This window comes from Spirosoma aureum (assembly GCF_011604685.1).
Lineage (GTDB): Bacteria > Bacteroidota > Bacteroidia > Cytophagales > Spirosomataceae > Spirosoma > Spirosoma aureum.
On record NZ_CP050063.1, the window covers coordinates 4,792,175 to 4,804,429 of the forward strand.

Annotated in this window: 12 protein-coding genes; 6 read left to right on the plus strand and 6 right to left on the minus strand. The window is 46.3% G+C overall.

The genetic code is table 11. The features are described from left to right. Position 1: 1 nt before the first annotated feature. The gene (locus tag G8759_RS18900; RefSeq protein ID WP_167210769.1) at positions 2–547 is read right to left on the minus strand and encodes a hypothetical protein; all 546 of its coding nucleotides are present in this window, start codon (positions 545–547) and stop codon (positions 2–4) included. Positions 548–846: 299 nt separating this feature from the next. Between G8759_RS18900 and G8759_RS18905 the strand changes: the two genes are divergently transcribed. Together G8759_RS18905 and G8759_RS18910 are read left to right on the plus strand one after the other, a co-directional pair. Next, a complete protein-coding gene (locus tag G8759_RS18905) occupies positions 847–1,518 on the plus strand; it encodes a TetR/AcrR family transcriptional regulator (RefSeq protein WP_167210772.1) in 672 nt (223 codons plus the stop codon). A 93-nt stretch (positions 1,519–1,611) separates the two neighbouring features. Next, on the plus strand, positions 1,612–2,937 hold the full coding sequence (locus G8759_RS18910; RefSeq protein ID WP_167210775.1) for an ABC1 kinase family protein: 1,326 nt from the start codon (positions 1,612–1,614) through the stop codon (positions 2,935–2,937). Positions 2,938–3,012: 75 nt separating this feature from the next. On the opposite strand, the gene G8759_RS36435 is transcribed toward G8759_RS18910, so the two are convergent. Next, positions 3,013–3,489, minus strand: a complete 477-nt coding sequence (locus tag G8759_RS36435) for a choice-of-anchor Q domain-containing protein (protein WP_394353329.1) — start codon at positions 3,487–3,489, stop codon at positions 3,013–3,015. Further along, positions 3,426–4,565 (minus strand): right-handed parallel beta-helix repeat-containing protein, encoded by a 1,140-nt coding sequence (locus G8759_RS18915; RefSeq protein WP_167210778.1) that lies wholly within the window; start codon positions 4,563–4,565, stop codon positions 3,426–3,428. The genes G8759_RS36435 and G8759_RS18915 overlap by 64 nt, the downstream gene beginning before the upstream one ends. Before the next feature lie 222 nt (positions 4,566–4,787). Between G8759_RS18915 and G8759_RS18920 the strand changes: the two genes are divergently transcribed. Both G8759_RS18920 and G8759_RS18925 read left to right on the plus strand, forming a co-directional pair. Further along, positions 4,788–5,369 carry a deoxycytidylate deaminase gene (locus G8759_RS18920; protein ID WP_167210781.1) on the plus strand — a complete coding sequence of 194 codons (582 nt, stop codon included), beginning with the start codon at positions 4,788–4,790 and terminating at the stop codon, positions 5,367–5,369. Continuing rightward, positions 5,366–5,968, plus strand: a complete 603-nt coding sequence (locus G8759_RS18925; RefSeq protein ID WP_167210784.1) for an acyl carrier protein phosphodiesterase — start codon at positions 5,366–5,368, stop codon at positions 5,966–5,968. Before G8759_RS18920 ends, G8759_RS18925 begins: the two co-directional genes overlap by 4 nt. Before the next feature lie 47 nt (positions 5,969–6,015). Here G8759_RS18925 and G8759_RS18930 read toward each other — a convergent pair whose 3' ends face one another. From G8759_RS18930 to G8759_RS18940, 3 genes are all read right to left on the minus strand, one after another. Beyond that, complete coding sequence (locus tag G8759_RS18930; protein WP_232073870.1) at positions 6,016–7,785, minus strand: alpha-L-fucosidase; 1,770 nt, start codon at positions 7,783–7,785, stop codon at positions 6,016–6,018. A 103-nt stretch (positions 7,786–7,888) separates the two neighbouring features. Continuing rightward, complete coding sequence (locus tag G8759_RS18935; protein WP_167210787.1) at positions 7,889–8,620, minus strand: LytR/AlgR family response regulator transcription factor; 732 nt, start codon at positions 8,618–8,620, stop codon at positions 7,889–7,891. Next, positions 8,617–9,750, minus strand: coding sequence for a sensor histidine kinase (locus G8759_RS18940; protein ID WP_167210790.1), 1,134 nt, complete (start codon positions 9,748–9,750; stop codon positions 8,617–8,619). The genes G8759_RS18935 and G8759_RS18940 overlap by 4 nt, the downstream gene beginning before the upstream one ends. Before the next feature lie 392 nt (positions 9,751–10,142). Here G8759_RS18940 and G8759_RS18945 point away from each other — a divergent pair, with 392 nt between their 5' ends. After that, on the plus strand, positions 10,143–11,276 hold the full coding sequence (locus tag G8759_RS18945; RefSeq protein ID WP_167210793.1) for an alpha/beta hydrolase-fold protein: 1,134 nt from the start codon (positions 10,143–10,145) through the stop codon (positions 11,274–11,276). Between the two features lie 38 nt (positions 11,277–11,314). Next, complete coding sequence (locus G8759_RS18950; RefSeq protein ID WP_167210796.1) at positions 11,315–12,250, plus strand: nuclear transport factor 2 family protein; 936 nt, start codon at positions 11,315–11,317, stop codon at positions 12,248–12,250. Positions 12,251–12,255: the final 5 nt, after the last annotated feature.

Sequence of the window (12,255 nt, forward strand, 5' to 3'; positions counted from 1 at the left end):
ACTAGTTTACCGCCTTAGTTAGCGAATCTTTCTTTGGCGCTGGTGGACGGAACCCCCCAATTTCCTTCTTCATGTCTTCTTTTTTAGACTGATAGAGAGCCCATTGATCGTTGGTTAGGATTGGATGAAGTTTATCCTCTTTTTCTTCGTTCATCATCAGCATCATATCCTGAATCTGTTTGATCGTTTCGGGAGATGGGCGTCCTCCACCCGTGCCAACGATATCTTTAATGGCGTCCTGCTGTTGGCTGGCGTATTCGTTATTCAGGGATTTAACGGCTTTTAGCTGGTCTTTGGATAAAGACAGGTTTTCTTTCAACCACTTCGTTTCTTTATTGGCCATATCCCCGGCTATATTGGGAATTGAAGCCCGTGGAGGAGAACTGGGCATATTTTGTCCCATACCGCCACCCATCCGGCCGCCATACCCACCGCCGTATCCACCACCATAGCCCCCATACTGACCAAAGCTCTGCTGGCCAAAGAGTAGGCCAGCACTCAGGCATATACTAGAAATCAATGTGGTTAAACGAATTCGGAATTTCATGATGATTGTTTGCTAAACAAGTACAGTTATTGAAATACGAAGTTCGGTAAAAATTAAAAGAATTGTACAACAAGTGAACGAATGGTTCCTGCCAACTCTGGAAATAGGCCAATAAAAACCAGTAAGATTGCTTGTGAATCGTCAAATAGGGGACAGACAGAGTATGAAGCAGGTAAAAAAAGTTTATCCAAATGCGAGAAGCTTCGCCTGCCCATTTGCCAGGTAATAAACCAGAAAAGCCTTTAATTTAACGGAAATAAGCCAAAACTTTTCTCGCAAACAGTCCGTTAGCCAAGTATATGGAAACGCTCGAAAAAATCCGTAAGGCGTACACCGAGTACGTACTGGAAAATGGAAAACAACCCACCTCCGTCTTTCAGTTTGCCAGGAAACTAAAGCTGGCCGAGGCTGACTTTTATAACGACTACGCATCGTTTGATGCAATAGAAGCTGATATCTGGTTAACGTTCTTTAACCAGGCAAAAGCAACCGTTGAGGCTGACGATACCTACCAAGGTTATTCGGTCAGGGAAAAATTGCTTGCCTTTTATTATACCTGGATCGAGTTACTCAAAGCACAGCGCAGTTTTGTTGTCTATAGTTTTGGGCGGCTGCGTGCAGAAAGCGGCATACACAGTGCTCGGGGCAGGTTGTCCGGCAGCCTTTCGACTAAAACCCAGGTTCTGAATCCCTTTAAAGAAGCTTTCTTCGACTATGCCCGCGATCTTTTGGCTGAAGGCCGGGAAAGTAAAGAGGTAGAACCACGTCCGTTCATTACCGATCGTTACCCGAATGCTTTATGGGCTCAAACGCTCTATTTACTCGATTTCTGGGTACGTGATGTCAGTAAAAACTTCGAGAAAACCGATACCGCTATCGAAAAAGCCGTTAACACCGCCTTCGATCTTATTGGTCGTTCTCCGCTCGATACCCTGTTCGACTTCGCCAAATTTATCTATCAGAATAAATAAGCGAATGGAGGTACGAACGATAGCGTGTTTAATTGGCTAAGCCAGTTCCACACGGTCATTTGTTCACCCTGTCGCGCAATCACTCATTAACAAATGAAAACCCAAAACTCCGTTCCAACGACCAAAGTTGCCCGTGCCAGCCAGTTTGTGAAGGCCGGGGTGAAGGTCGGCGGGAATTATATAAAACATTATAGTAAAAAGCTTCTTGACCCCGATTTATCGAAAGAGGAATTGCACAAGGACAATGCGGCTGATATTTACGAAGCATTAAGCGAATTGAAGGGCTCTGCTCTGAAAATGGCCCAGATGCTGAGTATGGACCGTGGCTTGTTACCCGTGGCTTATTCCGACAAGTTTACCATGGCGCAGTATTCAGCGCCACCGTTGTCGGGTCCGCTGGTTGTCAAGACGTTCAAGACTTATTTTGGGAAAACCCCGACCCAGTTGTTCGATAAATTTAACATTGATGCTGTCAATGCAGCCAGTATTGGTCAGGTTCATCTGGCCTGGAAAGACGGGAAGAAGCTGGCCGTGAAGGTACAATATCCTGGCGTAGCCGATGCCGTGAGTTCTGACCTGAAAATAGCCAAACCGCTGGCCGTTCGGTTGCTGAATCTGAATGAGCGAGATATTGACCGGTATATGGGAGAGGTAGAATCGAAACTCCTCGAAGAAACCGATTATGAACTAGAGCTCCGTCGCTCAATTGAAATTTCGGAAGCCTGTGCCCATATACCGGGCCTGGTATTCCCCAAATACTATCCCGAATTTTCATCCAGACGCATCCTGACAATGGACTGGGTGGACGGACTTCACTTAAAAGATTTCCTGAAAACGAACCCGTCGCAGGCGATTCGGAACGAGATTGGGCAGGCACTGTGGGATTTTTACGATTTTCAGATTCATACGTTACGGCAGGTTCACGCTGATCCGCATCCGGGGAACTTTCTGATGCGGCCTGATGGAACAATGGGCGTCATCGATTTTGGCTGCGTGAAGGTCATTCCTGAATTTTACTACGACAATTATTTTCGGCTTGTCAATCCTGACACCATCGAGAACAATGCTTTAACAGAGTCGATTTTTGAAAATCTGGAGTTTCTAACTCCACAGGATTCACCCAAAGACCGGGCATTTTTCTCGGATCTGTTTAAGCAGATGATCCGCATGCTGGGCGAGCCATTCGCCGTCGACGAGTTTGATTTTGGCGATGATACCTACTTTAATAAAGTATATGCCTTTGCCGAAGATTTGTCTAAAGTAGAGGAGTTGAAAAAGTCGAAAGTAGCACGGGGCTCGCAGGATGGTCTATACGTAAACCGAACGTACTACGGCCTTTACGCCATGCTTAATGAATTGAAAGCCAATGTGGTGACAACAAAACCCGAATGGTTGAAGTCGAAAAAGATAGCAGCCTGATCCAGCGGCAGATACTTGTATTTAGATTCGACAACAAGGAAGCCCGATGGCAATCGCCATCGGGCTTTTGGGTGGTTATAATCTACGGCGCTGAACGATGAAGGGGACACAAATTGAAGGTCGGCAAGCGGCAGACTCGTAGGCACCCATATCCACCCGGCCATCCTGAACGCGGGATTGCCCAACAAGGTCGGTAGCAGGTAAACCCGCTGTATCAGGATTACCCGCGTTGATGGCGGGACTGTTTAAACCCAGCCTGAAATTGCCAGTAGCGGGATTGACAAAAATCGGGTCAGTATTCAGGTTATTGCCTGCATTGTACCCGGGAGGGGCACTGACAAAATCCTGCGAGAGAAAGTTACCTCCAACGATAGAATTTCCAACCGTTGGAAAGGCCTGATAATCAAACGATATGGACTCATATTTATACGAAATATTATCCCAGATGATACAGTTTTTAATAACGGGATGAGGAAGGTTATTGTCATTCAGTTTATTGTAGCCGTCGCCATAGGCACTGTCCTGAATGGAAAAAGCCCCCCCGAATTCGATGACGACTTGTTTTGGGTGAAACTACAGTTAAAGAATCGAGGAGTACTGGTGCCATTGAAAAAAGACCCCGTAAATACAGCCCCACCTCCTGTTGCCTGATTACTGGTAAACAGGCAGTTATACAGGATCGGACTACAGTCCTGATTGTATGCATCGACAAAAAGGCCCCCTCCACTACCGCCAATGTTAAAACCGGCATGATTCCCGGTGAATATGCAATTGGTGATTTGTGGATTACAGTTAATCACAAATACGCCACCGCCCCAAAATGAGCGGTTATCAAGGAACAAACATCCCTTGATCGACGTGTTGGTAAAGTTATGAAGATAAATAGCCCCGCCACTGCCCAGGCCAATGGATTCATTGGCTCTAAATAAGCAATTGCTGATCAGAAAAGTAGATCCTTGTCCGCATGTCCCTCCGCTACTATACAGACCGCTTCCAAAACTCCCCCTGTTTTGCTCGATTGTACAATTAGTTATGGACGGTGTGCTGCATTTAGTCAGGCTGATATTATGAATGCCTCCGCCAGTTTTGCCAATATCATTTGCCTGAACCTCCTGACCTAGCAGATAGGATGTCGGGCCGTTTGCCAGATTGGCAACTCCTTCCCGAACTGTCAATCCGTTCAGTTGGGTAGTTGCATCAACATCCTGAAAAAAAACAACATGGTATGAGTTATCCGCCTGAGAAACTGGTAAAGCTGAATGATCGGTTGTGTCGTGGGGTATGCCAATATCGCCCGACAAAATGGTTTTATTGGCTGTATAATTTCGTTGCCCCAGGCTAGTCTCAGATCCGGCAAAACCGCCATAAACAGATACCCCTGTTGCAATACTAAACGAGGCTGCCCGATTGGTCGTCGTAGTCGGTTTGTACGTTCCAGCCGCTACCCAGAACTGTGTTCCGGCCGTTGCGATGGCTACACGATTAACTAATTGCGCTCCAGATAGCGAATTAGCCCAGGAATTACCAGAGCCAGTACCAGATCCAGATGGGGTTACATAGACAATAGGTTGAGCGAATGAAAACAGTGATAAAAATATATAGAAAATAAGAAAGGAAAGCTTTTTCATAAAAGTTGAAATAAAGTATGCTAATGCGAACAAACTTAAATAAAAATAACCTATTTAAGTCGAATTCAGTACCGAATTTGGTGGAAACTCCAGTAAGTGCATGGATTACCTTATAGACTTGAATTTATTGATTGGGTAACAGGATTACGATTATCAAAATAAAATCAGTGAAATTTACGTACTCATAAAGACTACACTGATCCGCCGAAGCGGTTAACGATAATGTTGCTGACTACCCATACGCCCGAACCCCATGCCAAGCCCCGTTTCGACGATATCTTCATGGAGTTGGCCGTTAACCTCGCCCGACGGTCACATTGTATCAAAGCGCAGGTTGGCGCGGTGCTGACCCGCGATACCCGGATCATTTCCATTGGCTACAATGGCCCACCGGCAGGAACGCACAATTGTGATGAAGAATTTCAGGGCGCTGGTTGTCCCCGCGATTCCAAAGGGTCCTGTTCGCTGGCCTTGCATGCCGAAGAAAACGCAATACTTTATGCTGCCAAAAATGGCTCTGAGATCGAGGGGGCAACAATTTATGTAACGCTGTCGCCCTGTATTGCCTGCGCCAGAATAATCTATAGCATGAAAATCGCCCGGGTGATCTACCTCCATTCATATGCTGAATACAAGGGAATTCCATCGGATGAAGGCGTCGATTTCCTGCGCCGGTTTGGAGTTACAGTTGAACAGTATGAACCCGGCGAAGGCGTAACGCTACTGGCCGAACCGCCCCTGTCAGGTCCGGCTAACGCTCAGAAAACCGCCGGAACGCCGGAACGCGATTCGACTTTACGATGAATATTCTGGCGCATGGTTATCTGTCAGCTAGAAACGACGGGTTATTGATCGGAAATTTTATCGGTGATTTCATTAAGGGAGATCCTACCCATCCGCGGCATAAACTTACACCCGACGAAGTGGCGGGCGTTCGCTTACACCGCGAAATCGACACATTTACGGACGCGCATCCCGATGTTGCGGCTGTCCGTGAGCTATTGCATCCGCGCTGCCATAAGTACGCAGGAGTGGCTGTCGATGTGTTTTTTGATCATTTTTTAGCTCGTAATTTCGATCAGTTGACCGGCGAGTCCTTACCTGATTTTACCCGGTATTTTTATACTGCCCTTCAGCGGCTTTCACCCCGTTTCCCGACGCCAGCAGCGCGTATGCTCAATGCACTGGTTCGCTATGATTGGGTAACGGGCTACCAGACTACCGAAGGTATCGACCAATCGCTGAAAGGCATTTCGCGTCGGACAGCCTTTCCGTCGGGTCTGGATACGGCAATTGCCGATTTGGTCCTTTATTATGACCAGATTGCCGAACACTTTACGCATTTCTGGCCGGAATTGGTTGCCCACGTTGAGCAAACACGAATACAGCTGTCAAAAGCATAAAAAGGAGAATTGGCAAAGCGGGCAATGTATCGACTACACTCTGATTGTCAATTAATTGGTCCTGGCGGAAACAGCTGGAATTCGCGGATGCCGATACTCCCTACGGACTCCTGAATAACCAGTCTGAATCGTTTTGCCGTAACAGGAGTAATGGACTTTCGCCACTCGCTACCGGGTTGCTGGCCACTCGCTAGCGTAAACCATTGCTGATCTTTTTCGTATTGAATGGCAAATCGTCCGATCTGTGGGGTTAAAGCTGATGTTTTAGCAGGGATGAACGCATTAACCACCACCTGGCCAACTCGCTGAGGCTGGCCAAGATCAATTTCGAGCCAGCCAGTTGAGTTAAATAGCGCCTGTAGTTTTGCCGATTGAAAAGAAAGGTCGGTGCCATAATAGTTGTCAAAGTGAACATCACTACGACGCCCTAATTTCCAGTAAGTTTTTGGGTCATCGTCGACAGTTGCAGTAGCATTATGTAGGAAAGTACTAAGTTCGCTGGACGCTTTGGCTGATTTAGTATAGGCCAGCGAACCCGTTTTTGAGAACGGCCGAATGAGTGATAAAGTAGTCGCCGGTCGATCGAGGGTGATCGCAATGATTGTGGCGATTGAATCGCGCAAGGTTACTGGAATCACTAGTTCCAGATTTTCTTTATGCTGACGGAAGGTTACCGAACCGCCATTTAATAAGGTAGCCTGTTTGATTGGTACAGGTAAGGCTGGGAGCACGAATGTTCCATCGGTTACCGTCAGAATATGCAGAAAAATTTTATTAGCCTTTTGCGTACAGACATAAGAATCGGTTGGTGTATAAGGGCCACCGGCTGTGCCATAAATAGCTTCCGAACGGGGCTTAATCCAGGAACCAAGTTCATAAAGACGGTTTGTGAAAAGGGAAGGAAACTGTCCCAGACTGTCGGGGCCAACGTTTAGCAGTAAATTGCCGTTGCTGCCTACACAACGCAACAATGTGTGTACCGACTCGCTCAGGCTCCGGGGCGTATCGCCAAATTTCCAAGCCCATTGGTGTCCCATATTCGTACAGGTTTCCCAGGGAGTTTGCCCAAAGCCTGCTACAAACCCTTCTGGTGTTGCATAATCACCATAGGTGCCGGGTTGACTGTGTGATTCATCGGGACTAAAGACTTCCAGTCGGTTGTTCAGAATAATACCCGGTTGTAGCCGATGAACCAGCTCATAAACCTGTTTCGGATTGGCAGGAGAGGGTGAGCCTTCATAGTCGAACCACAACAGATCAATCGTACCATAATTAGTCAGTAATTCGGTAAGCTGGGTCATCATCCGGCCAACAAACTCGTTGTTGCTGGCCGGATTGCGGCAGTCGGGGTCTTTCCAGTCGGCCAGAGAAAAATACCAGCCAATCTTAAGACCTGCTTCGTGCGCAGCATCGGCCAGCTCTTTGCAGACATCCCGCCCGAATGGAGCCGACATGATGTTGTACGCTGTGGATTTCGTGTTCCAGAGGCAGAAACCATCGTGGTGTTTGGCGGTGAGCACAACGTACTTCATACCTCCGGCCTTTGCCTGGGCTACCCACTCTTTGGCATTGAAGCGGGTAGGGTTGAATCGCCGGTAAAGCGAGTCATACCGGTTTTTACCGTAATCAGTTCGAGACCAGCTAATTTCTTTGCCGATAAGCGAGATCGGACCCCAGTGAATAAACAGGCCAAATCGGGCATCTCGCCACCAGTTTAGCCGTTGGTCCTGCGTCGAGGCTGACTGAGCCATCAGGCTGATTGTCAGCATGATCAACGTTGTAGAAAGGCAAAGCGAACGAATGGTAGAGACGGGCATAAACACAGAGTCAATGTCGCTGTTGGTAAGGGTGTCGTTATAATTCTATACACATAGAAGCAACGCTCAACAGTTTTTTACCACTAACCTAAACGGTTCTTTGTTATTTCTTCCACAATTTATCCGTCAGCACTTTAGCCATGACCTGATCGCGATAGTTCCGGCTGATTGGAATACGGTTTGTTTTGATAAAGATTTCATTCCCCTCGATCGAATCAATTTTTTTCGTAGAAACGATGAAGGATTTATGCACCCGGATAAACGATTGATCCGGTAAATTCTCCTCCAGGTTTTTTAGATTCAGGAGCGTTACGTATTTACTTTTACTGGTAAAGATGGTCACATAGTTTTGCAATCCTTCCGCATACAGAATATCGTCGAAGTATATTTTTTCGTATTTATTCCCGCATTTGATAAAGAAATAATCATTACTTTCTTCCCCTTTTTGTGGATTTGCCGATGCAGATCTGGTAAGGAGCCGGTGATATTCTTTCGCTTTATTGGCCGACTTGAAAAAACGATCGAACGTGATTGGTTTTAACAGATAATCCAGCACATTTAACTGAAAACCTTCCAGCGCAAAACTGGGGTAAGCCGTTGTAATAATTACCATGGGTGGATGCTCTACGATTTTTAAAAAATCGATGCCGTTCATTTTCGGCATCTGAATATCCAGGAAAATCAAATCCGTGGGTTGCCGATCCAATAACGTGATGAGCTCAAGCGGATTTTCGCAGGTATCGGTCAAGTGCAAAAAATCCACTTCCCGTACGTAACTGGCCAGTCCCTCCCTGGCTAATGGTTCATCATCGATAATGACACAATTGAGTTTCATACGGGTATGCCGGAAATGGGTAAGGGTGATGCTTGCATGGATTCCGTCAGGGTCAGCCGCAGCTTCACCTCAAACAGGTTCGGGTCCTGATGAATAGCCAGCTCATATTGATCCGGATACAGGAGATCCAAACGGCGTTGCACGTTTTGCAGGCCAATACCCCCGTACTTAACCACATCATTGACCATCTCGATGGAAGTACTATTAGCCACAAAAAAATCGAGTTGCTGATTATTCAGTTCTAATTTAATGACGATCCAGTTAAGCCCGTCATTGTGTCGCGAAACATGCTTAAACGCATTTTCAACGAAGGTCATCAGGATAAAAGGAGCAATTTTTAAATGAGCCGTAAAGCGAGGTTCGATGTCGAACGTCAGTTGCATGTTCGTATTCTGTCGCAGTTTTTCCAGTTCAATGAAATTTTCCAGATAGCTGATTTCCTTGTCCAGGGGAATCAGCTGATCATTGCATTCGTACAATTGATACCGTAGTAATTCAGAAAATTTGGCCAAGGAGTCGGAGGCCATATTGGGGTTTTTATGAATCAGAAAGAAGATGGAATTGATGGTATTAAACAGGAAATGCGGGTTGAACTGGTTTTTCAGAAATTTCAATTCGGTTTCCAGTTTCTCTTTTTCAAGCAATTGTTGCCGCTGTCTGGTCTGAATCCAGTTTTTGGTCAGTTTAATACTCATACCCAGCGTCACACTGGCAACTGTTGAGGGCAACGCATTTCCCAAAAAGGTATTGAAGCAGGCCGATTTGCCAAACAGTTCTGCAATGGTTTTACCGCTGATGTAGGCGCTGAAATAATAGCCCCCGACAATGCATAGGGTAGCGCACAAAACCGTCAGGGTTAAATAGATGATGTAGCTGGTTACCCGGTTTTTTTCGAGATACCTCGGAAGTAGAAAATATAAGTTGAAATAGACCGCCAATGCCTGAAAAATGACATAGAAGCTGTATTTAAGCGCGTAAGGTACGATAACTATCGTCTGGAAGACTTTTACCGGGTTGCCCAGCGTAACGACCCACCATAGGTAGTGGTACAGAAACCAGAACGGCAAGTGATATAATTTGTATCTAAAAAACCAGTTTTTCTCTGGCTGATGAATTGATAAAACATTCATTTCGTAAGGCTTTCGGGAGACCTTTACCTAACTGTGCTGACTAAAAGGGGGTTGCTGTTCCGAAAGTACAAAAATCCAGCTGAGTTCGTGCTTTTGATCGATAAACGGAAGGTACCAATTGACGAAACGCGTTCCCAACTACACGACCAGCAGAATTGGGGGCATCTGCCGATTCCTAGTCCGTTTTACTGGATTTCAGGCAGTTGGTCAAGTATAGTGCGACGATCGTCATTCATTCTTTTTTTGGTATTCATCATGCCTTCTTTTTGAGTAATAAGTCTGTTACCAACCGTCGCTGAGCGCCTTTCCTTTCAGGATCAGAAACGGTAAATCCTGTCACTACTCGATCTGTTTCTTGCCGGATAACTATACTGTACCCACTTCTCATAACCATGAATACCTATATAACTAGAACAAAATTCATTCTTGCCCTTGTAGCACTTCTACATGTAATAGCTAACGATGCAGTCGCACAACCCAACGTAGCAAAGAACCTGGTTAAGGAGGTGCGTGTCAGTAATGTGGAAATAAAACACGGTACTCTGAGCACGGAAAAACTGGCATCAACCATCCTCCGGGATAACCGAATTGGCCTTGATACAAACCGTGATATCAAGGTTTATCTGCCACCAGGTTATGCTAATTCCAGCAAGTCTTATCCAGTCGTCTATTACTGCCACAGTATTTTCACGAATGCGGAAAAGCTAGTTGGAGATGGTACGATCATTAATCTGCTGGAGCGCGGCTTTGCGAATGGTGTTGTAAATGAGTTCATTTTCGTGGTTGCCGATTACAGCACACCAACGACCGGCAGTATTTATGAAAATTCACCTGTCAGTGGCCGCTGGCTCGATTTTACGACCGACGAGCTGGTCCCTTTTATAGATGGCCGATTTCGTACCCTTCGTCACCGCGATAGCCGTGCGCTGGCTGGCGACTTTATGGGCGGACGGGGCGTGTTAAAGCTGGCGATGGTGCGCCCTGACCTTTTCAGCGTGGTCTATGCGCTGCACCCGGTAGCTACCGGAATCGGCTTTTTGCCCTGGTCCTCGGTTGACATCGACTGGAAAAAAATTCATCGGGCGAAATCGTTTGCCGATCTGAAAGGCGATGGGCGGGCACAAATCTTCGTAACCGTCAGCCAGGCTTACCTGCCCAACATGAATCGACCTCCGTTTTATTGTGATTTCTTTACGGAGCTCGAAAACGGTGAGACGAAACTCAACGTCGAAAATACCAGAAAGTCAAAAAGAGGCTTCCATCTCGAAGAAACACTCGACGAGTCGGTTGAGAATCTACAAACCATGCGCGGCATCGCCATCGACTGGGGTCGCTTCGATCCGAACCAGGACCATGTGCAGTCCAATCGAGTGTTCAGCCGGAAACTTGAGGATTTGGGAATCGAACACGAAGCCGAGGAGTATCGGGGTAACCCTTGGAACAGGAACTGGACCGAAAATGGCCGGTTCTATGCACGAGTGCTCCCCTTTCTTGCCCGATATCTCGTATTTGATGTCAACCAATAATTGCTCACTCACCCTACATTCTCAAGAAGCTAATCGACATGATACAGTTTAGATGGATCATTTTGTTCGTAACAGTAACCATTCTAAAGAGTGCGGGTTTATTCGCCCAATCGGATTTAAAGGCAGATGAAAAGACGATCGCTTTTTTAAAGCAATTTAGATCCGATTTTTCGAGGAGTATGCTGGAAAAGAATCCATCTCTGATTCAGGCCTATTACGCCGAAACGATTCGGTTGATGCCCGAGTATCAGAAGACAATCATGGGTAAACGTAATGCCCTATTATACCACAACTCTTTTGCGACACGATTTGCTGTTCAGGAATTTAGAATGAACGAGCTAGAAGTCAATGACCTTGGATCGATGGTGGCAGAAATTGGACTTTTCACCCTGAAAATGAACGAGAAACGTACCGGTAAAGCCTTTGATTTAAAGGGTAAGTATGTCAATATCTGGGAGAAGGCTGCGAATGGTACAATATTGTTGATGACAGATGCCTGGAATTACAACCATCCGTTGGAGATTGACGATCAGTTGACATTTAAGGAGATACCCGTAGTTGACGTTGCGGTACAGGCACACATGCCAATCACAAACAACATAAGTTTTGAGCTTGCTGCCCTGAACCGCCTGATGGAAGCCACCGTTAGTCAGCATGACCACCGGATATGGTCTCAGTTTTATGCCGAAGATGGCATGTTTTGCTACACAGGGCATCCTATATACAAGGGTAAGAAAGAACTGGATGCTTTTCTGGTTGAGCACTGCAAAGGCTTGCCAATTTTCGAAAAACTGGACATACGTAATGATCGCATCGATCATCTGGGAACGTATGTTATTGAATACGCCAGTCACATAGCTACGGTGAGAAATGGTGACTGGTCGGGCGTTGGGGTTGGAAAAGATTTACGGATCTGGCGGAGGGAAAAAGATGGCTCGCTTAAACTATTCAGACACATCGGAATGTATGACTAATTTCC